Below are 23339 nucleotides of genomic sequence, written 5' to 3'. Positions count from 1 at the left end.
GTCACGAACGCCCCACCGGCCGGGAAATCCGTCGGCCGGTGGGGCGTTCGGCCGTTCAGGACCGACCGCGCCGATACTCCTCGACGTCGACGCCGCCCACACCCCAGTTGGCGAGCGCGACTTCGTCGATCACCACGAACGTGGTGGCCGGGTCCTTGCCGAGCACGTCGCGCAGCAGTTCGGTGACGCCCGCGATCAACCGGGACTTCTGTTCCCGGGTGACGCCCTCGTCGGTGACCTTGATGTTGACGTAGGGCATCAGGCGGCCCGCCCCGAGATATAGCCGCCGTCGACGGGGAAGATGTGCCCCGTGGTGAACTCGGCGTCGGCGAGATACAGCACGGCGGCGGTGGTTTCGGCGACCTCGCCGATCCGGTTCAGCAAAGCCAGCCGGGCAGAAGCGGATTCGTCGCCGTCGCCGAAGAGCGGGGTGCGGATGACGCCCGGAGCGACGGCGTTGACCCGGATCCCGTCGGCGGCGAGTTCGGCCGCCAGGCTGGTGGTGAGTGCGTGCACACCGCCCTTGCTGACCAGGGCGGCGGAGGCGGGCAAGCCGGCCAGCGCGTGCTCGACCAGCACGGTCCCGATGTTCACGATGCTGCCGCCCGTCTGCTGCTCGCGCAGTCGGCGGACCACCGCCTGGGTGGTGAAATAGGTGCCCTTGAGGTTGCCGTCGATGTAGCTGTCGAGTTCGGCCTCGGTGACGTCCACGAACGGCGTCGCGCCGAAGATACCCGCGTTGTTCACCAGCACGTCCACCCCGCCGAACCGGTCGACGGCGGTGCGCACCAGCGCCGAACCCGTTGCGGGGGAACCGATGTTGCCCGCGACGGTCGCCACGTTGGCCGGGGCGCCGAGCGTCGCGGCCACCTCGGCGAGCTTGTCCGCGTCGCGGCCGTTGAGTACGACGTTGTCGCCGCGCGCGATGAACGCGCGCGCGATGTCCTGTCCGATCCCGCTGGAGGATCCGGTCACGATCACCGTCTTGGTCATGTTCTTCCTCATCTCTTGATACGACCGGTCGTCTTGGAATGGATATGACTAGACCACCGGGGGATTTTCGCGGCCCGTCAGGGTCGGAAGTAGTCGTCCAGCAGCCGGTTCAGGCACTTGTGCAGCGGATCGAGCGTCCGATCGATCTTCATCCGGATCACCGCACCCTCCCAGGATTCGAGCAGCAGATCGGCGAGTTCGGTCGCGTCGATATCGGCGCGGATCTGCCCCGCCGCCTGCGCCGCGCGCAGCTGCTCGGCGACCCGATCCCGCCACGCCCCCCATGCACTCGACAGCGACTCCCGCAGCAGCTCACTGCCTTCGAGTTCGCCGCCGAGATTCGCGATCAAGCAGCCGCCGGTGAAATCCGCCGCGACGAACTCGTCCATCAGGCGGCCGAAGAACGCGCGCAACCCGCTGATCGGATCCGTCGCCGACCCAAACGCCTCGGTCAGGCTGCGCTGCACGCACAGCGAGTGATGCTCGATCACCGCCCGCCCGAAACTCTCCTTGCTGTCGAAATAGTTGTAGAACGACCCCTTGGGCACCCCGACCTTGTCCAGCACCTGCTTGATCCCGGTCCCGTGATACCCACTGCTCAAGAACCCCGCAGCCCCCTCCTCCACCAGCAGCTGCCGAGTATCTCCACTCCGTCGAGGTCGCGCCATGCGCCCAATATACGACCGGTCGTCTACAAACGCCAACTCGACTTGGAGGTGGGTATTGCCCACTTTGTGCATCAGTGACAAGATGGGTGCGGAGGTAAATGCGATGACAATGTCCTTGGACCTGAGCCACTTCGAGATAGTCGGCGAGAGCGAGGCCGATTCCCGGGGGCGCGTCGCACTGGGACGTGCGGGCGCACGCCCCGGCCGCCGATATCAGGTACGCATCAACAGCGACGGGGTGGTGGTCTTGGTGCCGGTGGTCTCGATTCCGGAACGCGAGATGATGGTGTGGAAAAACCCCCATCTCGCCGAACAGATCCGGCAGGGCGTCACCGACGCCGAGTCCGGAAACACGGTGGACCTCGGCGATTTCACGCGGTACGCCGACGATCCCGAGGACAAGGACTGACCGGTGGCGTACGAACTACGCTTCGCTCGTGCCGCCGCCGACGCATTGCAGAAACTGGCCGAAAGGCCCAACACGGCAACAAAACTGAAGAAGGTGCACAAGGCCTTGGGTCTGCTACAGGCAGATCCGCTGTACCCGGGCCTGAATTCGCATCTCTACCAGAACTTTCCAGGCTTGGAAAAGAACAAGGTCTGGGACTCTTACGTCGAGAATCACACGCCTGGAGCCTGGCGCGTCTACTGGATGTACGGTCCCGACATCGAACGCGACGGCGAACTCGTCTCCATCATCACCGTGCTCGCGATCGGACCGCACCTCTGAATCGCAAAGGGGGTCACTCGTACAACGCGTCCCAGGTCGCGGCACGCCAGGCGCGGGTGTGCACTACGAAGGAGGCGAGGTGGGTGCGGGCGAAGGTGGGGGCGTCCCAATTGTCTTGGGCGGCAGGACCGGTCCATACGTAGGTCCAGGGGGTGGCGGGCGGGTGCTGGAGGAGGATGGGGCGGAGGTCGTATTCGTCGTCTTCGAAGGTGTCGAGGATGTGCCACTCCCCCGCGGTGAGACCGGTGATGAGAACTCCAGGGGCGACGGCGTCGGGGTGCGGCACCAAACCGGGGTAGAGCAGGCCGGGCAGTGCGGCGGCCCGCCAGCCGACCGCGGCGGCCGGTGTGAGCGTCGGTACTCGACCGAGCAGCACCTCGAGCATTTCCGGGAACTGCAATGTCCCGTACGCGAACAGCGCATGCCCAGCACCGTTCACCGCAGACAGTCGACCAGCTCCGGCATCCCGCGATCCCATGCGGGGATCGTCTCCCGCATCCGCCCTCCGCGCCAGTCGAATCAGTCCGCATGCGCCAGCAACACGGCTCCCAGCATCGCGCGATCCCATGCGGGAATCACCCCCCTCCACGCTCCACACCAGTCGACTCGGCCCGAGTGCGGCAGCGATGCGGCTCCGGCAGCGAGACGCACGCTGATCGCCGCGGGCATCAGAGACCCGATCGGTGTTCCTGTTCAGCCCTTGGGCAACGCAGCGACGCAAGCCCTGGACACAAGCCTTTGGCGACTGTGCACAGCATTCGTCCGGACCTCTGGCCTTGCATCGACCACTCACCAGGTCGTCGGCTGCGTGCACTCGATACGCGGCGACCGCCGCTCGGTTTGCGCCCCCTCGGCCGATCGATGCCCTCCAAGAATCAAAAGCGCTGCACCGCAGCAGCTTTCGCCGGGCCGGGCGACCTACCCCGGGCGCTGGGTGCGGATGATGGCGGCCAGGTATTCGTAGTCGTCGGCTCGTGCGGTGGAAGTGCGGTAGGCGAGGCCGATGGTGCGGCCCGGGGCGGGGGTGGCGAAGTGGGCGGTATCCAGTGTGCCGCGGGCCGTTTCGGCGGCGACGGCCATCTCTGGGATGAGGGTGACGCCGAGACCGCCTGCGACGCATTGCACCACCGTCGCCAAGGACGCGGCGCGGGTGTCGCCGACCGCCGCCGGATGGATTTCGGCGGACCGGCACACATCCAGGGTCTGGTCGCGCAGGCAGTGCCCCTCGTCGAGCAGCAGCAGCGGTAGCGAGTCCAGGACCGAAGGCACGAGATCCTTCCGGCCGGCGAGTTCGTGACCGCGCGGGGTGACCAGCACGAATTCTTCGGTGTACAGGGGTATTTCGACCAGGCCGGGCAGATCGGCCGGTAACGCGAGCAGCGCGACGTCGAGCACGCCGGTGCGCAGCCCGTCCAGCAGCCGCGCGGTCTGATCCTCGATCACCTGCGGATGGAGCGCGGGTAACTTCTTGCGCAACTCTGGCAGAAGACCGGGTAGCACATACGGGGCAACCGTCGGGATGATGCCCATCCGCAGCGACCCGCCGAGCCCGTCGCCGGTCGCCGACGCGACGAATCGATCCGCCGCCTCGAGCGTTGCCATCGCCTTGGGCAGCAAGCGCATCCCCGCCGCGGTGACGAGCACGCGCCGCGTGCTGCGCTCGATCAGCTGCAGCCCCAACCCGTGTTCGAGGGCCGCGAGCGCCTGCGATAGCGTGGGCTGGCTCACACTGAGCCGCGCTGCGGCAGTGCCGAAGTGGCGGTATTCCGCGACCGCTACGAACGCACGCAGCTGTGACAGGGTCGGCTGATAAGTCTGATCGGTCACGGCTATCAGTGTAGTGCGACTGATCACCTTTACCTTTCACTAGCCCTTCGGCAAGATCGAAAGGGAGCTTTTCTGCTTTTCTGCACAGTGCTAGCAAACCCACCCAGAACTGAGGAGATTAGGCATGGCCTTGCTGACCATCGGCGACCAATTCCCGGCATACAACCTCACCGCCGTCATCGGCGGTGACCTGTCCAAGGTCGACGCTCAGCAGCCTGACGATTACTTCACCACCATCACCAGCGACGATCACGCGGGCAAGTGGCGCATCGTGTTCTTCTGGCCGAAGGACTTCACCTTCGTGTGCCCGACCGAGATCGCCGCGTTCGGCAAGCTCAACGAGGAATTCGCGGACCGCGACGCGCAGGTGCTCGGCGCCTCCGTGGACAACGAGTTCGTGCACTTCCAGTGGCGGGCCCAGCACGAGGATCTGAAGACCCTGCCGTTCCCGATCCTGTCGGACCTCAAGCGCGAATTGGCCACCGCCACCGGCGTTCTCAACGCCGACGGCGTCGCGGACCGGGCCACCTTCATCGTCGACCCGAACAACGAGGTCCAGTTCGTCTCGGTGACCGCGGGTTCGGTCGGCCGCAACGTCGACGAGGTGCTGCGCGTGCTCGACGCACTGCAGTCCGACGAGCTGTGCGCCTGCAACTGGAAGAAGGGCGATCCGACCATCAACGCGGGCGAACTGCTCGCCGCGAGCGTCTGACGCAACCCTCGCAGAACTACGAAACTCAGTGAACCAGAGAAGGATTACGACATATGAGCATTGAGAACCTGAAGAACTCCCTCCCCGAGTACGCCAAGGACCTCAAGCTCAATCTGTCATCGCTCGCGCGCACCACCGTGCTGAACGAACAGCAGCTGTGGGGCACCCTGCTGGCGTCGGCGGCCGCGACCCGGTCGGCGAGCACGCTGCGCGAGATCGCCGAGGAAGCCGCCGACGTGCTGTCCGAGCAGGCCTACAACGCCGCGCTCGGCGCCGCCTCGATCATGGGCATGAACAATGTCTTCTATCGCGGCAAGGCGTTCCTCGACGGGCGCTACGACGACCTGCGGGCCGGTCTGCGGATGCAGATCATCGGCACGCCCGGGGTCGACAAGGCCGATTTCGAGCTGTGGTCCTTCGCGGTCTCCTCGATCAACGGCTGCCAGCACTGCCTGGAAGCGCACGAGCACACGCTGCGTGAGGCCGGCGTGTCCCGTGAGGTGATCTTCGAGTCGCTGCGTGCGGCCGCGATCGTCGCCGGAGTCGGCCAGGCTGTGCAGTCGACCGAAGCGCTGGCCGGCGCCACGGTCTGATCGCTCGGGTACCGAAGGCCGCCGTTTCACGCACCGAAACGGCGGCCTTCTTCGTTCGCACGCCACTGACCAGCGTCGATTCGCCGTAGGACGCGTGGTGTCCGTCACGCGGGCGGTAGCTGTCGCCGGTGCCGAGTAGGCTCGGCGCTCATGGGGACACAGGTAGATGTTGTGCGAGTGTTCACCGACAGCGCGGGGCGTTTCGGGAACGAGCTGGGTATCGCACGGGCCGCCGACGTGGCCGCCACCGAGCACCAGGCGCTCGCGGCCAAGGCCGGATACAGCGAGACGGTCGTGGTCGAGGACGCGGTGAACGGCGTCGCCCGCATGCGGATCTACACGCCGACCGTCGAACTGCCCTTCGCCGGACACCCCAGTGTGGGCACCGCCTGGTGGTTCGCCGAGCACCACACCCCGATCGAGCGACTCGAGGTCCCGGCCGGGCCGGTCGCGGTGGAACTCGCCGAGGGTCTCACCTGGATCACCGCCCGCGCGGAGTGGACACCGAACTTCACCTTCCACGAACTGCCCGACGCCGACGAACTCGCCGCGCTGCGACCGGACGACTTCACCGGCGGCCCGCACTATCTGTGGACCTGGACCGACCAGAACCGCGGGACGTTGCGTTCGCGCATGTTCGCCCCCACCCTCGGGATCGCCGAGGACGAGGCGACCGGCGCCGCCGCCGTCGCCATCACCGCGCAACTACGCCGCAGCCTGATCATCACCCAGGGCCAGGGTTCCCAACTGTTCACCGGCTGGGACTCCGACGGCTGGGTCCGCCTCGGCGGCCGAGTAGTCGCCGACCGAACCGTGGAGATCTGAACCGCTTTCCGCCCGCCCCGAGTCTCGTTGCGCACCAACGGGTATCCGCGAGGATCCACGCATCAGGCGCGCCCGGCTCCCCTCCCCTCGGCGCGAACATTCGGTATCAACCATCAGGAGCAACACCACCCTGATCGGAGTCGTCGGCAAAGCCGACCCATCCGCCAGGGTTCCACGCGGAACACAAGCGACTCCTCGGCGCGAACATGCTGGGCCGTGCGCACCCCCTATGAGCACGGATATAGCATCCAACGTCGTTGCCGCAAAAGGCAATTCGGCAGAGCGCATCGTCCCGACAGACGGCCCTGCGCGACTCAGGGCAGTACCACCCCCGCGATGGGGCTTGTTGTCGGGGCGGGCGATCCTCCCGAGGGTTCCACGCTGATCGCCAGTTGCTCGCCCGGGGCGAATGGTGTGACGAATGGTTTTGCGGCGGAGGGTAATTCGGCCAGTACGCCAGCTGAGCGGGGTTGCGTGCCGGCCAGCAACCAGACCTGGTACACGTGATCGGCGGGTGGTTGCGCCACCCCGTCGAAGGCGACGCGGGCTATCCGCTGCTGGGGCGAGATCTCTACGACGAGCGAGCCGCCGCCGGTGACCGGCCCGGCCAGGGTGCGGCTCGCCTGCTCCGCGCTCGGTACTTGTGCGGGCGTGTCGTTGATCCGGTCGGCGACAACCACACCACCGATCACCAGGCACGCCGCGGCGGCGACCGGGACCGCCCAGCGCATGCGCCGCGACCATCTCGCGGGCGGACCCGTCCGTTCGTCCGGCAGCGCGGCGAGAATCCGGGCCTCCAGTTCCGGCGGCGGTTCCTGCGCGTCGAGGGCGGCGACCCGCGCCATCACCTCGCGCATCCGCCACACGGTGTCCAGAAAGGCTTGCCGCACAGCCGGATCGGCGGCTTCGAGCCGTTCCTCGATATGTCTGCGCTCGATCTCGGCGACGGCGTCGAGCGCGCACGGATAGGCGAGGTCGAGTAGTTCCGCGTCCGAGCGCGGCGGGACCTCAGCCATCGGCGCCTTCTCCGGACAAGCATTTCTCCAGTCTCTTCAGCCCGTCACGGATGCGGGTTTTCACGGTGGGCAGCGGTACCGAGAGATGATCGGCCACTTCACGGTACGTCCGCCCGGAGTAGTAGGCGAGGGCGATCGCTTCCCGCTGGGTCGGGGTGAGCGTATCCAGGCAGTCGGCGACGGTCTGCTCCTCCATCCGCTGTGTCACCGATTCGGCGACCACATCGTGATCGCGGCCCGCGTGCGCGTGCGCGAACGCCAGCTCGCGCCCGGCCGCGGCGGCTTCGGCGCGCACCCGGTCGACGGCGCGGCGATGCGCGAGCATCATCAGCCAGCCGATCGGGCTCGACAGTGCCGGGTCGTAGCGTGCGGCGTGCGACCAGACCTGTAGGTAGACCTCCTGCGCGACTTCCTCCGCGGTGGCGTGGCTGCGCAGGATCCGCACGGCGAGCCCGAACACCCGGGCGCTGGTGCGCCGGTAGAACTCGGTGAACGCGGCCCGGTCCTCGGTGCCGATCGCGGCCAGCAGGGCGGTCAGTTCGCGGTTGACGAGCGCGGATCGCTGTCGAGCAGCGGCGCTCGGCCGTGGACACGCGACGATCGCCGCATCCTCGCCGATACCGTCCGGCACCAGGTTCCCGAACCGGTACCAGGACGCAGAACCGGGCTTGCCGATGGCCGAATCACCTGCCTGCATAGACAGGGGTTCGGTTTGCGATGGCGCGCGGATTGGTCTGCGGCGCCGGTCAACTCGAAACCGCGGCGATCAACATGTACGCGGTGCCGAGGTCCATCACCACGTGCGGCACCATCGCCCAGCGTCGGCGCGGGCCGGCCAGCACCGCGACACACCCGCCCGACCTGAGTACAACGCCCAGGTAGCCGGGCGTGTCGACGCCCGGACGGCCGGACGCGCCCAGCACCGTGACGAGCAGTGCGTCGGCGGCGAAAAGCCCGGCGAGCATCAGCGCGGGCACCGGAGCGGGCCCGTCGGCGTGTCCGGAGGGGATGTGCCCGGACATGGCGTAAAGCATGGCCGCGGCGGTCACCGTGTGATACCCGAGCGGGACCAGCCGGTCGGTGGCCGGTGACCGCTGCTCTCCGGTGCGCGGTTCCGCGAGGCGCACCAGCAGCAACGCCGCGAAGACCACCGTCAATGCGGTCAGCACACTGCGCAGGGCGATCGGGTTCGCCTCGGCCGGGAACACCAGCATCGCGAGCATGACCAAACACATGATCAGGTGCGCGGCGTCGGATTCGGCGTACCCGCCGCGCGTTACCGGTCCCGATGCACCTTGGTGCCGAGCGTGTTCCGGCACCGCGACCGGTGCGACCATCCGCCCCACCACGATTCCCGCCGTGAGCAAGAAGGCCGCGACCACCGCCCACCGCAACGCGGCGTACTGCTGCACGAACTGCGCCACACCCCACCACCTTTCGCCGCGGCGACCGGGGATCGATCCCCCTCCATGCTCGCATTGATCGGAACTGGGGAACGGCGAACGACGTCAGTGGCTCACCGACGTCCGGTACCGATCGGCGGCGGTCCGCGCGAAACGCCCCGGCGACACACCCCGCCACTGTTTGAACGCGTTCGAAAAGCTCGGTGCGCCCGAATATCCCATCCGGTAGGCCACGTCCTCGACGGTCAGTCCCGTAGCGAGCAACTCCTCGGCGAGGGTGCCGAAGGTTTCCGCGCAGAGCCTGCGGTAGGAGGTGCCTTCATCGGCCAACCGGCGGCGCATGGTGCGCAGGCTCATGTGCAGTCCGGCGGCGACCTCCTCCTGACTGAGCCGGCCGTTCATCCGGTGCATCAGCACCGAACGCACCGAACCGGCCACGCCTTGGCGCAGGCCCCGACGCTGTAGCAGTTCGTCGCACTGTTCCTCGAAGAGCTGCGCGGTGAGCGGACTCGCCTGCGGCATCGGCGCGTCCACGTCGGCGGCATCGAACACGGCCAGTTGCAGTTCGGCGGACTCGGTACTCGGGATCTCGAACTGTTCCAGGATCGGCGCCAACCGCGGACCCAGTCCCCCCGCGATCTCGGCGCGCAACACCGGCGGCGGCACGCCGAACACCAGGAACCAATTCGTCAGCAGCGCTGAGACATCCCGTTCGGCGAGGAACGCGCGCAGCTCGGCAGGCAGGTCACGGTCGTCGCCGTAGAGCCAGATCTCGTCGTCACGGTACACGTGCCAGGCGCGCGCGAAGGAGGTCATCAGGCTGAAGTAGCGCATGGCGACGTCGATGGCCTGACCCATGGTCGGGCTGCTGAGCACCGCGAGCGCGAACACCCCCAGGGTGGTGATGTGCGTGCGGGAGCCGGCTTCGAGGCCGAGGCCCGGCGGGTCGCCGAGCTGCGTGACGAGATTGCGGACTATGCCCAGCTCTTGTGCCGCGGTGATTTCCGCACCGGGCGTCTTCAGCAGGCGGGGGTCGACTTCCGTGCCGTGCAGGCACTGCGACTGGGTCAGACCGTGATCTTCTCCGAGCTCGACGAGGATCACCGCGTGTGTCACCGACCGCCGCCACTCCCATGAGGCCACGTATCCATCGTTGCCTGCTATGGCCGATATGCGCAAGGTTTTTGGCCGGAGATCGTATGTTCCGCTGCCCCAAGGACATTGGTTATCAGCAACAAAACCGCCCGACCGGTTCTTAATACCAGGCCGCAGTGGCCGCACCTCGTAACAACGTTGGCCGGTGTCCGCATGGACAACAGCAGCCCGCCCTGCGCTGGCCGGATTGCGCAAACTCATGACCCGATATCGCATGGAACGCCACCCAGCGACACCCTAGCGTTGGACAGAGACAAAGGTGGGCAGAACGAAATGTCTCGAAAAACACTCGCTGGCAAACGGATCGCGATCACCGGGGGCGCGCACGGCATCGGGCGCGAGACCGCACTGGCTTTCCTGGCGGAAGGCGCCGACGTCGTGATCGGGGACGTGGATGTCGGCTCGGTGCGCGCGGTGGCCGACCAGCTCGCCAGGATGCACGGCGGCACCGTGGTGGGGCTGGCCCTCGATGTCACCGACAGCGCCCGGTTCGCGAGCTTTCTCGGCTACGCCGAACGCAAGCTCGGCGGGCTCGATGTCGTGGTGAACGCCGCCGACGTGCTGCCGTCGGGTCCGTTCCTCGCCGAGACCGAGGCCGAATCCGATCACCAGATCGATATCAACCTGCGCGCGGTGGTCACCGGAACCCGTTTGGCCGCTGAACGATTCGCCGCCCGCGGGCACGGCCAGATCGTGAACATCGGCACCGCGGCCGGCGTGACCGGGGCGCTGGGTGTCGCGGTGTACTGCGCGACCAAGCACGGCGTGGTGGGGCTCGGCGCGGCACTCGATCACGAGCTCGCCGAGCGCGGTGTCACCGTCAGCACGGTGGCGGCCGGGTCGATCACCGATCCGGTGGCGGTCGCCGACGCGGTGGTCGAGGCGGTGGTCCGGCAGCGGGGCGGGCTGATCAGCGTGGCCGCGCCCAGGGGCCTGCGGGCCTTGCGACCGCCGAGCGAGCTGCTGCGCAGTTTCTTCGCGCGCAACGGGCGGACGCGCTGACCTCCGTCACAGCTCGCGCAGCACGCGTTTGAGCACCTTCCCGGTCGGGTTGCGCGGGAGTTCGTCGACGAACAGCACGTCACGCGGCACCTTGAACCGGGCCAGATGCGCTTTGACGTGCTCGCGCACCTCGTCCTCGGCCAGGGTATGTCCTTCCCGGACCACCAGCACCGCGCGCAGCCGCTGCCCGTACCGCTCGTCCGGCACGCCGAACGCGCTCACCTCCGCGACCGCCGGATGCGCGGCGAGCAGCTCCTCCACCTCGCCGGGAAAGACGTTCTCACCGCCGGAGACGATCATGTCGTCGTCGCGGCCATCGATGAAAAGCCTGCCCGCGCTGTCGAAGTGGCCGACATCCCCGCTGGACATCAGCTTGCCGACGCGCGCCTTGTCCCCGCCGCCGGTGTAGCCCTCGAACTGGAAGTTGTTGCCGACGAAGATCCGACCGGTGCGTCCCGGCGGCAGTTCATTGCCGTCGTCGTCGAGGATTTTCACGGTGGCGCTCGAGACCGGACGACCCACGCATCCGGGTTCGACGGCCAGATCGGCGGGCGTGGCGATGGTCGCGTAGGCCACCTCGGTGGAGCCGTACAGGTTGTAGATCACCGGGCCGAACGCGTCGGTCACCCGGGTGCAGAGGTCGGCGCCCAGCTGCGAGCCGGCGACGAAGATGATCCGCAGCGCGGAGAAGTCGTGTCCCACACGAGCTCTAGGCCCCAGATCGACCAGGCGTTGCAGCATCACCGGCACGGCGATCAGCGAGGTGGCACGATGCCGGTGCATGCTGTCCAGCACCGCCTGCGGGTCGAATCGGCGGCGCAGCACCAGCGTGGAACCGAAACCGAGCGCGAGGGCCACGTGCGCGAAGCCGAGCGTATGGAACAGCGGCGCCGGGCATTCGGTGATCTCCTTGGCGCGGAACGGCACCTTGTCGAGCAGCGCGCCCAGCGGCGCGAGCGAGGTCGGATCACGCCGCGGCGCGCCTTTCGGGGTTCCGGTCGTGCCGCTGGTCAGCAGGATGACCTTCGCGGTGGTGGTGGCGCGGCGCAACGGGGTCCGCGGCGCGCCCGCGATCAGATTCTCCAGCGTGCCGACGCCGGGTTCCTCGGCCCAGGCCCGGTAGCGCCCGCGCGGCGCGGTGAGATCGCCGAGGATCTCGGTGTACTCCTCGTCGAAGACCAGCAGGTCGGCGCCCTCGCGCGCGACCACCTCGCGCAGCTGCGGGCCCGCGAAATCGGTGTTGAGTAACACGATTCGAGCGCCGCACTTGGCCGCGGCGAACACCGCGTAGTGGAAGCCGCGGTGGTTGCGGGCCAGGATCGCCACGGTCTCGCCGTCGCGCAGGCCGCGCACCCGCCAGGCGTTGGCCAGCGCGGTGGTGTGCTCGTCGAGCTCCCGGAAGGTGAGCGTGCCCAGTTCGTCGATCAGGGCGGCGCGATCCCGGTAGCGCACCGCCGCCACCCCGGTGAGCCCGCCGAGCAAGCCGGATCGATAGACCGCCGCACCCATCCTGGCGAGCCGGTCCGGCCATTCCGGCGTCACCAGACCGGCCCGCACCGCCAAAGTGGCGTAATAGGTTTCGTCGACGGCCCGGCGCGCGACCGCCGCGGCCTGGGTGGCGACCTCGGCGAGCTTCATCATCTGACCCCCTGGCCGGACAACCGCGTCCATCGAAAAGTGCGGGCGAGTGCCTTCACAGTAAAGCGCGTCCGGCGGGGTCCCGTCGAGCACTCGTTTTCCGGATGCGAGCGGCCACCCGGCGCGGCATGATCGACAGATGTCCAGCGATACCGACCAGTCCGATATCGGGCCCGCGCAGACCTCCGGCCTCGCCTTGCGCATCGCAGTCGACGACCTCACCGGACCGGAGATCGCCGCGCTGCTCACCGAACACCTCACGGACATGGCCGCGAACTCCCCCGCCGAGAGCATGCACGCCCTCGACCTGGACGCGCTGCGCCGCCCGGAGATCACCTTCTGGAGCGGTTGGGACGGCGCGGTGCTCGCGGGGTGCGCGGCGCTGAAGGAACTGGACGCCGAGCACGCCGAGATCAAGTCCATGCGCACCGCCGCGACGCACAAACGACGCGGCGTCGCCTCGATCCTGCTGCGGCACTTGCTCGCCGAGGCCACCGCGCGTGGCTATCGCCGGGTCAGTTTGGAGACCGGCACGCCGGAGTTCTTCGAGCCCGCGCAAAAGCTCTATGCCGCACACGGTTTCGTGTCGTGCCCACCATTCGGCGAGTACCGGGTGGACCCGTACAGCACGTTCATGACGCGCCAACTCTGAAACCACCGCGCCCCTTGCCCTTTCGCACCGCTGCGGTGCGTGCGAGCAGTGGCTCAGCCGAGTGCGGCGGTGAAACCGGCGACCAGCTCGTCGACCTGTTCGTCGGTCATCACGAACGACGGCGAGATCTGCATCGCGCCCTGGCCCGCCGCACGGCTGGAAACACCGTGGGCGCGCAGGGTTTTCACCATCGGCAGCCCTTCTGCCGGATCCACCAGCTGGACCGCGGCGACGGCGCCCAGTCCGCTGCGCACCTCCGCGACACGGGGATGCTCGGCCAGCGGCGCCAGCTTCGCGTGCAGGGTGGATTCCAGGCGCGCGGCCTCGGCCAGGAGGTTCTCCCGCTCGACGATGTCGAGGTTGGCCAGCGCGGCGGCGGCCGAACCCGCGTGCCCGCCGTAGGTGTAGCCGTGCCGCCACCAGACACCGCCGCTGAAGAACGGCTCGGCGACGCGCGGGGCGATGAACACCGCGCCCATCGGGAGGTAGCCGGACGTCAGGCCCTTCGCGGTGGTCATCAGGTCGGGCTCGAGGTCGAAACGCGACGAGGCGAACCACGAGCCGCCGATCCGGCCGAAACCGGTGACCACCTCGTCGGCGACGAAGAGGATGTCGTGGTCCCGGCATATCCGCCGCACCTCGGCGAGATAGCCCTGCGGCGGCAGGTAGATGCCGCCCGCGCCGATGATGGGCTCGCAGAAGAACGCGGCGATGCGTTCGGCGCCGATCTCCTCGATCAGCGCGAGCAGCGCCTTGGCGTCGTCCCAGTCGACGGTGCGGGCGTCGGCCATCAGCTCGCCGTAGCCTTCGCGGTTGACCGGGATACCCGCCAGCGCGGTGCCCGCGACGTGCATGCCGTGGTAGGCCTTGCTGCGCCCGACCACGATCGTCTTGTCCGGGCGGCCGAGCTCGTGCCAGTACCGGCGGGCCAGCTTGGCGGCGGTGTCGACCGAGTCCGAGCCGCCCGAGGTGAAGAAGATCTTGCTGCCCGGCACCGGCGCCAGCGCGGCGAGCCGCTCGGCCAGTTCCTGGGTGGCCGGCTCGGCGAAGTCGCCGAAGTTCGAGTAGTGCGCGATCTGGCGCAGCTGCGCGGCGACCGCGTCCGCGATCTCGCCGCGCCCGTGCCCGACGTTGGTGAACCACAGTCCGGCGGTGGCGTCCAGATAGCGCTTGCCCGCGGCATCGTAGATATAGGCGCCCTCGCCCCGCGCGACGACGAACGCGCCGTCCCGCTCGACCGCACCCATGTCGGCAAAACCGTGCCATAGCGAGTTCATGTGTCCACCTTTACCTCAGGAAGGTGTCGCCCAACGAATCCCGTCGCCCGGGTATGGCCAGTACCACGTTCGCCCGGCCCGCTCATGACGCACGGTAGCGGGCCCGGCCGCCGACCGCGGCGATGGCGACGGCCAGCAACGTGAAGACGCCGGTCAAGACGATCAGGCCGATGGTCAGGGAGATATAGCCCTGACCACGCGGGTCGATGAACGGATACGGGTACCAGTCCACGAACGGGCCACGGATCAGGGTGTACGCGCCATAGATCAGTGGATAGACGAGCCAGAGCACGATCAAGCGCGGCGACAGCCCCACCCGCGCCCTGGCCGGGACCAGCACCCAATCGGCCACCAGCACGATCGGCATTACCCGGTGCATGACGTCGTTGATCCAGCGATCGGTCAGCATCACGTCGATATTCGCCAGCAGGACCGCGTAGATCACACCCGTGATGAGCAGATACAGCGTCGTCGCGCCGCGCACCACCTGCCAGCGGTGACTTTGCGGGTCCACCAGACCACCGATCAGCAGTACCAGCACGCCGAGCACGTTCGATTGAATCGTGAAGAAGCTGAAGTAGTTTCCGATGGAAAACGTGTCCTCGTGCAGATCGCGCAGCGGGATCCAGGCCAGCGCGACAGCGCCGAGCACACCGAAGGCGACCCGCAGAATCCGATAGAACAAAGCCGTGCCCGTATCGGCGCTCATCGCCCGATCCTCGCATATCAACCCGTGGTCACCCGGTAGATCCGGACGAACCGCACATCTGTGGCAACCCTGGCGCACCGCCTACCGGAAATACCGGTTGCCTTCCTTCGCTACGCTTATCGATGCAATGACCAGGACAGCTGATACCGGACCCCGCGAGCTCCGCACCCGCCTGGCGAATCTCTCCCTCCGCGACGAATACCGGCTGCGCCGCCGGCTCGACCGGGCGCGCGGCGGCGACCTCGGCGCGGTCGAGGCGGAGATCGCCGCCGCGGAACTCCGCATCGACGCGCGCCGCGCGGCGGTGCCGCAGATCCGCTACCCGGAGCAGCTTCCCGTCACCCAGCGCCGCGACGATATCGCCGCCGCCATCGCCGCGCACCAGGTGGTGATCGTCGCGGGCGAGACCGGCTCCGGCAAGACCACCCAGATCCCGAAGATCTGCCTGGAACTCGGCCGCGGCATCCGCGGCACCATCGGCCACACCCAGCCGCGCCGGCTGGCCGCGCGCACCGTCGCCGAACGCATCGCCGAGGAACTCGGCACCGAACTCGGCGACGTCGTCGGCTACACCGTCCGCTTCACCGACCACGCCTCCGACCGCACCCTGATCAAGCTGATGACCGACGGCATCCTGCTCGCCGAGATCCAGCGTGACCGGCTGCTGCGCCGCTACGACACGATCATCATCGACGAGGCGCACGAGCGCAGCCTCAATATCGACTTCCTGCTCGGCTACCTGAAGCAGCTGCTGCCGCGCAGGCCCGATCTGAAGGTGATCATCACCTCCGCGACCATCGACCCCGAACTGTTCGCCCGGCATTTCGCCGACGAAAAGGGCACGCCCGCACCGATCGTCGAGGTGTCCGGCCGGTCCTATCCGGTCGAGTTGCGCTACCGGCCGCTCTCGCTCGAACTGCCCGGTGCCGACGAAGACGACGAGGACACCACGGTGGTCGACCGCGACCCGGTGGACGCCATCGGCGACGCGGTCACCGAACTGTTCGCCGAAGGCGACGGCGACGTGCTGGTCTTCCTGTCCGGCGAACGCGAGATCCGCGACGCCGCGGACGCATTGCGCGACCTGAAACTGCCGCGCACCGAGATCCTGCCGCTCTACGCCCGCCTGTCCACCGCCGAGCAGCACCGGGTGTTCGCGCCGCATCCGGGCCGTCGCGTGGTGCTGGCGACCAACGTCGCCGAGACCTCGCTGACGGTGCCGGGCATCCGCTACGTCATCGACCCCGGAACCGCACGCATCTCGCGGTATTCGATGCGCACCAAGGTGCAACGCCTGCCGATCGAGAAGGTCTCACAGGCCTCGGCCCGCCAGCGCGCCGGGCGCTGCGGCCGCGTCGCCGACGGCATCTGCATCCGGCTCTACTCCGAGGACGATTTCGAGGCCAGGCCCGCGTTCACCGAACCGGAGATCCTGCGCACCAACCTCGCCGCCGTCATCCTGCAGATGACCGCGCTCGGGCTCGGCGATATCGAGAACTTCCCGTTCGTGGAGGCACCCGACCGGCGGGCGATCCGCGACGGCATCGCGCTGCTGGAAGAACTCGGCGCGCTGGGCCGGCGCACCGACGGCAAGTCCGGACCCGAAGCCCGTACCGACGACTACGGATTGACGCTCACCCCGATCGGCCGGGACATGGCGCAACTGCCGGTCGACCCGCGCATGGCGCGGATGCTGGTCGAAGCGCACGGCACCGGCTGCCTGGCCGAGGTGCTGATCATCGTCGCGGCACTGTCCATCCAGGACGTCCGTGAACGTCCGGCCGACCATCAGCAAGCCGCCGACACCAAGCACGCCCGGTTCGTCGTCGAGGGCTCCGATTTCCTGGCCTACCTGCGACTCTGGGACTACCTGACCGAACAGCGGAAATCGTTGTCGTCCAACCAGTTCCGTCGGATGTGCCGCGAGGAGTTCCTACATTATCTGCGCATCAGGGAGTGGCAGGACCTGCACGGTCAGCTGCGCACGATCACCAGGGGGCTGGGCTGGTCTGAGGCGGGCGAGGATGCGGGGCGGACCAGTGGTGGTGCGGCCGAAGGCGGCGGGGGTGGGCGTGGCCGGGCCGGCGGTGGCCGAGGCGGGGCTGCGGGTAGCCGAGGCGAAGGTCGTGGCTGGAACGAAGGCGGCCGGGGCGAGGGCAGCTTGGACGACGCCGGGAGCGGGCGAGGCGGGGGCGGCTCGGCCGAGGACGCGAGTGACCGAGGCGGGGCCGACGGTGACCGAGGCGGTTCTACGGGTGACCGAGGCGACAGTCGTGACCGGGGCGAGCGCGGTCGAGGCGGAGTCGAGCACGGCGTCGGAAACGATGGGGGCCGGGGGCAGTCCGGGGGCGGGCCGGGCGAGGGACGTGGTCGTCGGTCGCGCCGCGGTGGTTCCGTTGCGGACCGGCGCGACGGCGACGCGGCGGCGGACGCTGCGGGCGGCTCGCGCGGGTCGAGGCGGGGGCGGCGCGGTGATCGCCCGCAGGCTGCGGGTAGCGCGGCGCTCGAATCCGAGGACATGCCTTGGGATTCCGTCAGCATCCATCAGGCGCTGCTGGCGGGCATGCTCTCGCATATCGGTGTGCGCGAGGCGGAGTCCCGGGAGTTCTTGGGCGCGCGCAACGCGAAGTTCATGATCTTCCCCGGTTCGTCGCTGGCGAAGAAGCCACCGCGCTGGGTGATGGCGGCCGAACTCGTCGAGACCTCGCGCCTGTGGGGCCGGATGGCGGCCAAGGTGGAGCCGGAGTGGGCCGAGCGGCTCGCCGGAGATCTGGTGAAACGCACCTACTCCGAACCGCATTGGTCGGCCAAGCGCGGCGCGGCCAGCGCCTACGAGCGGGTCACCCTCTACGGCATCCCCCTGGTCACCGGCAGGCAGGTGGACTACGGCCGCATCGATCCCGAACTGTCGCGCGAGCTGTTCATCCGGCATGCGCTGGTGCAGGGCGAGTGGCAGACCCGCCACGAGTTCTTCCACCGTAATCGCGAATTGATCGACGACGTCGCCGATCTGGAGCATCGCGCCCGCCGCCGCGACATCCTGGTCGACGATGACGTGCTGTTCGAGTTCTACGACAAGCGGCTGCCCGCCGATATCGTCTCGGTGCGCCATTTCGACAAATGGTGGAAGGGCGCGTCCCGCAAAGATCCGGCGCTGCTGGACTTCTCGACCGATACCGTCGTCAACGAGAACGCCGCGGCGCTGGACCCCGCCGCCTTCCCCGACGCCTGGCGGCAGGGCGAACTCAGCTTCCCCCTGACCTATCAGTTCGAGCCCGGCCAGGAGGAAGACGGCGTCACGGTGCGCATCCCGGTGGAGCAGCTCGCGCACGTGCGCGCGGTCGGCTTCGACTGGCTGGTACCCGGCATGCGGGACGAACTGGCTGCGGCGCTGATCAAGACCCTGCCGAAAGCGTTGCGGCGCAGCGTTGTTCCCGCACCCGATTTCGCCGCCGCCGCGCTCGCCGCGCTCACGCCCCGCGCGGAACCGTTGCGCACCGGGCTGGCCCGAGAACTGTCGCGCCTCGGCTCGATCACCATCGACCCGGGCGACCTCGATCCGAGCGCCCTGCCCGATCATCTGCGGATGACGTTCGCGGCGGTCGACGCCGACGGCCGAGTGCTGGCCAGCGGTAAGAGTCTGCAAGCACTGAAAACCCGTTTGGCCGAACAGGTGTCCGCTTCGGTGGCGCGGGCGACCGCGGGCGCCGAACGCGCGCCCGCCGCCGTGTGGACTTCGGAATCGCTCGGCACGGTCGAGGAGACGGTGCGGCGCGAGGTCGCGGGACAGACCGTCACCGGCTACCCCGCGCTGGTGCCCGAGGGCGACGGCGTGGCCGTGCGCGTGCTCAGTTCGCCCGCCGCGCAAGCCAGTGCGATGCGGGCGGGCACCCGCGCGCTCGTGCTCAACGCCATTCCGACCTCGGTGCGCACCGTCACCGCGAGCCTGCCGCCCACGGATCGCCTTGCGCTGAGCCAGAATCCATACGGATCGATCGACGCGCTCGTCGAGGATTGCCGCGCGGCGGCGGCCGACGAACTCATCGCCGCGGCGGGCGGGCCGGTGCGCAGCCCGGACGATTTCACCGCACTGGTCGCGAAGATCCGCCCGGACCTGACCACGGCGGTCGCTCGGCTGGTGCGCCTGCTCGTCCCGATTCTCGCAGAGGCGCACCGGGTTTCGGCCGCGCTGGCCGACACCACCGAGCGCGATATCGCCGACGACGTACGCGACCAGCTCGACAACCTGGTGTTCCCCGGTTTCGTCTCCGAATGGGGTAGCACCCGATTACGGGAACTCCCCCGCTATCTCCAGGGTGCCGTCGCCCGCCTGGAGGCCCTGCCCGGCTCCGCGGTCCGCGATCGGCAGAGCATGGCCGAGCTGGATCGCGCGATCGCCGCTTACGACCGCCTCGTGAACTCCCTACCGGAGAACCGGCGCGGCGCCCCGGCCGTCACCGAGATCTGGTGGATGCTGGAGGAATTCCGAGTCAGCCTGTTCGCCCAAAAACTCGGCACCCCATACCCGGTGTCCGCCAAGCGAATCGAGCGCGCCATCGCCGCCGTTCGCCGCTGAGCGCGTCGTGACGGTTGACCGCAAGGCGCGTTCTCGCGAGTTTCCACACGCCGACGCGAGACGCAGTTCGCCAGTTTGCCTTGCTGGTGGCGACGCACTTTCGCCTACGGATCAGTTCGCCGATTTCGCGCTCGAACGCCGCCTGCCGTCCCAGCATCACCCGGAAGTCGACCGCGGCCTCGGCGGTCGCACGATGACCGCCGCAGGGGTGACGTCGGCGCGGAGCGGGAAGCGGTTGGCGTGGACATACGCCTCGTACCCGGCTCGCAGCATTGTCGTATCCCGCTGTGTCACACCGATGATCCGCGCGTTATGACCGAGGTCGGCAGCCCATATCCGGTGTCCGCCAAGCGGATCGAACGCGGCATCGCCGCCGTCCGCCTGGCAGTCCACCACGGCCGTCGTGGGATGGCATCGGCCTCGTACCCGAGTCGCAGCATCGTCGTATCCCGCGGTGTCACACCGATGATCCGCGCGCTGTGGCGGAGTTCGATGCCGACGCGCGCGTTCGCGGTGTGCTGAGGAACCTACTATTCGGCGGGCACCATGGCGGCGTCGGCGCGCGCCTTGCGCATCTCCTGGATTTCGCGTTCGAAGTCTTCCGCAGAGGTGAAGGAGCGATACACCGAGGCGAAGCGGAGGTAGGCGACCTCGTCCAGGTCGCGCAGCGGACCGAGGATGGCGAGGCCGACCTCATGGCTGGGCACCTCCGGAGAACCCTTGGCGCGCACCGCGTCTTCCACTTTCTGGGCGAGCAGGTTCAGGGCGTCGTCGTCGACCTCACGGCCCTGGCAAGCGCGGCGCACGCCGCGAATGACTTTCTCCCGGCTGAACGGCTCGGTGACGCCGCTGCGCTTGACCACGGACAGGATCGCGGTTTCCACGGTGCTGAACCGCCGCCCACAGTGCGGGCACGCGCGGCGGCGGCGGATGGCCGCGCCTTCGTCGGCCTCACGCGAGTCCACCACCCGCGAGTCTGGGTGTCGGCAGTACGGGCAATGCATCCGAGAGATCCTTCGTCGATGCGAGTGCTCGCGGCCGGCCCGGCAACCGATCGGGGTGACCGTCCCGGCGAGCACGTGTACAGGGGCCTAGACCCCGGCACCAGGTAAACCTCAGACGATACGCGGAATACCTGCATAGCACTTCGAGGATACCTGTCCGGGTACCTGGGTTGTCTCACTCACCCGGTAGCGGGACCGTCACTGCCACATCTGCCGCCGCGCGGACGGTCCTATTCGGCCACCTGCCACTGTGAGGTCAGGTCGGCGATCAACTCGGGCAGGCGCGGCACGAGCCGCCCGCGGGCGAGTTTGTTCCAGAACGGTTCCCCGAGCACGGCGGGCCCGAGCACCGGATTCTGTGCCAGGTCGATGTGGCGCGGCACGAGGTCACCGGTGATGTAGGTCCAGCGCGTGTCGCGGTCGGCCCAGTTGAAGTCGGGCAGCGGAGTGCGCAGCGCGATCGTGCGGCCGCCGAGGTCGGCCCGGACCGTCGCCGGCGCGAACACCCCGGGCGCACGCACGCCCGGCACCGCCGGTTTGCCGGCGATCGTGCTCACATAGGTGAGGACACGCCCGATCGGAGCGCGACCCGCCGCCGTCTCGTCCCACTGGTCGGCGATCACCCGGTTCTGTTCCCGGTCGGTCATTCTGATCAGGGCGTCGACGTAACCGTCCTGGGTTCCGCGGGCGATGGACTGCCACGCGGTGTGGATATCGGCGTCGAGAATGCCCGCCGCGGTCATCTCGTCGATCCCGCGCATCCCCAGCGCCACGTACGCCTCGTGCATCGGAACCAGGTCGGTGAAAATGTGCTTCTGCATGATCATCAGCCGGGTCTGGTACCAGGCGACGTCCTGCGCTGTGAGCCGCGCACCTTCGGCGGCGAGCAGGCGGATGTCGGCGGGCAGGTCGCGCACCAGCTCCGGCGGGGAGCCGCGCAACAGGTCGGCGACCGTGTTGCCGAGCTGTTGGATGCCGGGCACGTCGAGCGCCACCCCCACATCACTCATATCGAAGAAGCCGGAGGCGAACGAGCCGCCCGCGATGCCGGCCAGCCCCGCCCAGTAGAACTCCGGATGCTGCGTCGTCAGCCGCAGATAGTTGACGTACACCTGATTGAACGTGCGCTCGTTGGCCCGCACGCCGCGTGCCGGATCCCAGCCCGCGAGGTCGATATCGGCGTTGCGCGTGGCAACGACCAACCAGTATTGATGCAGCAGGGTCGCGTACCGGCGCGGCGGCACCCCGTCGGCCCGCGCCGCTTCGACCGCTTCGACCAACGTCGATTCATCCAGGGGCAGCGCCGGATTCAGCCCACCCCCGCCCGTACCGTCCCCGTTCACCGCGGGCAGATCCAGGAACGTCGCGTAAACGGGCGCGGCCTGCGCGACCGGGATCGCGCCGATCCCGAACACGAGACTCACAGCGAGCCCGGCGATTCCGGCAAGAAGCCGGACCGAGCGTCCGGTAGTGGCGAAGTACGTCATTGCTGGCTGTCCCGACTCGCTCGTCCGACGAAAGGAACGTCTGGCAAGAGCCCCTGCCAGATCGCGTTTCAGCACACTAGCAACATGCCCCAGACAGCAATCGACAATTCCGGCCACTTTGCAGGCCGATAACCCGAATCCCCCACGCATCACCCCTTCCCGCACCCCTTCCGATCCCAATCGCGGCGTGTCGCACGGCAAGTCGGGGTGCGCGAACACAGAACAGGTGCGAGAAGCCGCCCACGCGCAGTCCGGGCCGCCCTAACGCGCTGCGCGGCTGACATCGCAGGCACAGCCCGATAGGGCTACATCCCCCCTTCCCGCACCCTTTCTGATCCCAAACACGGCGTGTCGCACGGCAAGTCGAGGTGCGCGAACACAGAACAGGTGCGAGAAGCCGCCCACGCGCAGTCCGGGCCGCCCTAACGCGACTGCCGCACACTGCGGGGCCGACATCCCAGGCACAGCCCACCCTTCCCGCACCTTTCCCATCCCAAACACGGCGTGTCGCACGGCAAGTCGAGGTGCGGGAACCCGGAAAGGGTGCGGGAACACGCACGCCATTGCACGCACGCGCAGCGTTCAGGATTGCGCCCCCGGAACCCTCCACCCCTACACCGCATCGAGCGGATGCACCGGCAAGACCGGCCACTCGCCACCCCACGACACCTCCCGTCACAAAGCCGGCCACTCGCCACCGCAGCAGCTGCACTGCAAGGTGAATCGCCCGACCTCAACCCCGGCAAACCCCCGCGAGCCAAGACTCACTCCCCCAGCCCCCGCACCAACTCCAATCCTCAGCAGAACCCTCGATCGCCGGACCGCTCCACCCCCGGCACGAACCCGCCACCCCTTCAAGCAGCCCGCAGAGCTGCACCACGCCAACGCCGGACGACGCGCCGCAACCGCTCCCGTTCGCTCACACCAACCCAACCCAACCCAACCCGAGGCGACGGCGACGGCGACGGCGACGGCGACGGCGACGGCAACGGCAACGGCAACGGCAACGGCAACGGCAACGGCAACGGCAACGGCAACGGCAACGGCAACGGCAACGGCAACGGCAACGGCA

Annotated in this window: 22 protein-coding genes and 1 pseudogene; 9 read left to right on the top strand and 14 right to left on the bottom strand. The window is 68.4% G+C overall.

The annotated features are described in order from the left end of the window. Window positions 1–55: 55 nt before the first annotated feature. The 3 genes from TY25_RS16330 to TY25_RS16320 all read right to left on the bottom strand — a co-directional run bounded on the left by TY25_RS16330 (window position 56) and on the right by TY25_RS16320 (window position 1661). A complete protein-coding gene (locus TY25_RS16330) occupies window positions 56–259 on the bottom strand; it encodes a tautomerase family protein (RefSeq protein ID WP_042257102.1) in 204 nt (67 codons plus the stop codon). Continuing rightward, on the bottom strand, window positions 259–993 hold the full coding sequence (locus tag TY25_RS16325; RefSeq protein ID WP_081868915.1) for an SDR family NAD(P)-dependent oxidoreductase: 735 nt from the start codon (window positions 991–993) through the stop codon (window positions 259–261). The genes TY25_RS16330 and TY25_RS16325 overlap by 1 nt, the downstream gene beginning before the upstream one ends. A 77-nt stretch (window positions 994–1070) precedes the next feature. Further along, on the bottom strand, window positions 1071–1661 hold the full coding sequence (locus TY25_RS16320; protein ID WP_042257097.1) for a TetR family transcriptional regulator C-terminal domain-containing protein: 591 nt from the start codon (window positions 1659–1661) through the stop codon (window positions 1071–1073). A gap of 103 nt (window positions 1662–1764) precedes the next feature. On the opposite strand from TY25_RS16320, the gene TY25_RS16315 reads away from it, so the two are divergent. Continuing rightward, complete coding sequence (locus TY25_RS16315) at window positions 1765–2070, top strand: hypothetical protein (RefSeq protein WP_201773675.1); 306 nt, start codon at window positions 1765–1767, stop codon at window positions 2068–2070. A 3-nt stretch (window positions 2071–2073) separates the two neighbouring features. Further along, window positions 2074–2391, top strand: coding sequence for a hypothetical protein (locus tag TY25_RS16310; RefSeq protein ID WP_052383011.1), 318 nt, complete (start codon window positions 2074–2076; stop codon window positions 2389–2391). A gap of 13 nt (window positions 2392–2404) precedes the next feature. Here the strand turns inward: TY25_RS16310 and TY25_RS16305 are convergent, their stop codons facing one another. Further along, on the bottom strand, window positions 2405–2830 hold the full coding sequence (locus TY25_RS16305) for a gamma-glutamylcyclotransferase family protein (protein ID WP_052383010.1): 426 nt from the start codon (window positions 2828–2830) through the stop codon (window positions 2405–2407). A gap of 479 nt (window positions 2831–3309) precedes the next feature. Then, a complete protein-coding gene (locus TY25_RS16300; RefSeq protein ID WP_042257090.1) occupies window positions 3310–4218 on the bottom strand; it encodes a hydrogen peroxide-inducible genes activator in 909 nt (302 codons plus the stop codon). A 124-nt stretch (window positions 4219–4342) separates the two neighbouring features. On the opposite strand from TY25_RS16300, the gene TY25_RS16295 reads away from it, so the two are divergent. From TY25_RS16295 to TY25_RS16285, 3 genes are all read left to right on the top strand, one after another. After that, complete coding sequence (locus TY25_RS16295) at window positions 4343–4930, top strand: peroxiredoxin (protein ID WP_014986752.1); 588 nt, start codon at window positions 4343–4345, stop codon at window positions 4928–4930. 53 nt (window positions 4931–4983) lie between these two features. Beyond that, a complete protein-coding gene (gene ahpD, locus TY25_RS16290) occupies window positions 4984–5523 on the top strand; it encodes an alkylhydroperoxidase, AhpD family (protein WP_042257088.1) in 540 nt (179 codons plus the stop codon). A 150-nt stretch (window positions 5524–5673) separates the two neighbouring features. Further along, on the top strand, window positions 5674–6348 hold the full coding sequence (locus TY25_RS16285; RefSeq protein ID WP_042257087.1) for a PhzF family phenazine biosynthesis protein: 675 nt from the start codon (window positions 5674–5676) through the stop codon (window positions 6346–6348). 314 nt (window positions 6349–6662) lie between these two features. Here the strand turns inward: TY25_RS16285 and TY25_RS16280 are convergent, their stop codons facing one another. From TY25_RS16280 to TY25_RS16265, 4 genes are all read right to left on the bottom strand, one after another. Continuing rightward, complete coding sequence (locus TY25_RS16280) at window positions 6663–7364, bottom strand: anti-sigma factor (protein ID WP_042257086.1); 702 nt, start codon at window positions 7362–7364, stop codon at window positions 6663–6665. Next, window positions 7357–8061: an ECF RNA polymerase sigma factor SigK gene (gene sigK / locus TY25_RS16275; protein WP_052383009.1), complete on the bottom strand. Its 705-nt coding sequence runs from the start codon at window positions 8059–8061 to the stop codon at window positions 7357–7359. The genes TY25_RS16280 and sigK overlap by 8 nt, the downstream gene beginning before the upstream one ends. 49 nt (window positions 8062–8110) lie before the next feature. After that, the gene (locus TY25_RS16270; protein ID WP_042257085.1) at window positions 8111–8788 is read right to left on the bottom strand and encodes a DUF5134 domain-containing protein; all 678 of its coding nucleotides are present in this window, start codon (window positions 8786–8788) and stop codon (window positions 8111–8113) included. Window positions 8789–8872: 84 nt separating this feature from the next. Further along, the gene (locus tag TY25_RS16265; RefSeq protein WP_063602733.1) at window positions 8873–9910 is read right to left on the bottom strand and encodes an AraC family transcriptional regulator; all 1038 of its coding nucleotides are present in this window, start codon (window positions 9908–9910) and stop codon (window positions 8873–8875) included. A gap of 285 nt (window positions 9911–10195) precedes the next feature. On the opposite strand from TY25_RS16265, the gene TY25_RS16260 reads away from it, so the two are divergent. Continuing rightward, window positions 10196–10924, top strand: a complete 729-nt coding sequence (locus TY25_RS16260) for an SDR family NAD(P)-dependent oxidoreductase (RefSeq protein ID WP_052383008.1) — start codon at window positions 10196–10198, stop codon at window positions 10922–10924. Between the two features lie 6 nt (window positions 10925–10930). On the opposite strand, the gene TY25_RS16255 is transcribed toward TY25_RS16260, so the two are convergent. Beyond that, complete coding sequence (locus TY25_RS16255) at window positions 10931–12562, bottom strand: acyl-CoA synthetase (RefSeq protein WP_081868921.1); 1632 nt, start codon at window positions 12560–12562, stop codon at window positions 10931–10933. A gap of 139 nt (window positions 12563–12701) precedes the next feature. Between TY25_RS16255 and TY25_RS16250 the strand changes: the two genes are divergently transcribed. After that, window positions 12702–13214: a GNAT family N-acetyltransferase gene (locus tag TY25_RS16250; RefSeq protein WP_226887241.1), complete on the top strand. Its 513-nt coding sequence runs from the start codon at window positions 12702–12704 to the stop codon at window positions 13212–13214. A 53-nt stretch (window positions 13215–13267) separates the two neighbouring features. On the opposite strand, the gene TY25_RS16245 is transcribed toward TY25_RS16250, so the two are convergent. Together TY25_RS16245 and TY25_RS16240 are read right to left on the bottom strand one after the other, a co-directional pair. Next, window positions 13268–14491 carry an aminotransferase family protein gene (locus TY25_RS16245; protein WP_042257080.1) on the bottom strand — a complete coding sequence of 408 codons (1224 nt, stop codon included), beginning with the start codon at window positions 14489–14491 and terminating at the stop codon, window positions 13268–13270. An 82-nt stretch (window positions 14492–14573) separates the two neighbouring features. Further along, complete coding sequence (locus tag TY25_RS16240) at window positions 14574–15200, bottom strand: Pr6Pr family membrane protein (protein ID WP_042257078.1); 627 nt, start codon at window positions 15198–15200, stop codon at window positions 14574–14576. A gap of 127 nt (window positions 15201–15327) precedes the next feature. Between TY25_RS16240 and hrpA the strand changes: the two genes are divergently transcribed. Further along, window positions 15328–19776 (top strand): ATP-dependent RNA helicase HrpA, encoded by a 4449-nt coding sequence (gene hrpA, locus TY25_RS16235; protein WP_042257077.1) that lies wholly within the window; start codon window positions 15328–15330, stop codon window positions 19774–19776. A gap of 530 nt (window positions 19777–20306) precedes the next feature. On the opposite strand, the gene nrdR is transcribed toward hrpA, so the two are convergent. Together nrdR and TY25_RS16220 are read right to left on the bottom strand one after the other, a co-directional pair. After that, the gene (nrdR, locus tag TY25_RS16225) at window positions 20307–20780 is read right to left on the bottom strand and encodes a transcriptional regulator NrdR (protein ID WP_029900639.1); all 474 of its coding nucleotides are present in this window, start codon (window positions 20778–20780) and stop codon (window positions 20307–20309) included. 230 nt (window positions 20781–21010) lie between these two features. Then, window positions 21011–22267, bottom strand: coding sequence for a hypothetical protein (locus tag TY25_RS16220; RefSeq protein ID WP_042257075.1), 1257 nt, complete (start codon window positions 22265–22267; stop codon window positions 21011–21013). A 630-nt stretch (window positions 22268–22897) separates the two neighbouring features. Between TY25_RS16220 and TY25_RS44055 the strand changes: the two are divergent. Further along, window positions 22898–23339: pseudogene (locus TY25_RS44055) on the top strand (hypothetical protein); the annotation flags it as partial.

Origin of the sequence: Nocardia brasiliensis NBRC 14402 (assembly GCF_000308475.2) — a bacterium.
In the GTDB taxonomy this organism is placed as follows: domain Bacteria; phylum Actinomycetota; class Actinomycetes; order Mycobacteriales; family Mycobacteriaceae; genus Nocardia; species Nocardia brasiliensis.
The sequence above is the reverse complement of the archived record's forward strand: the minus strand, read 5'-3'. Positions and strand labels throughout refer to the sequence as shown.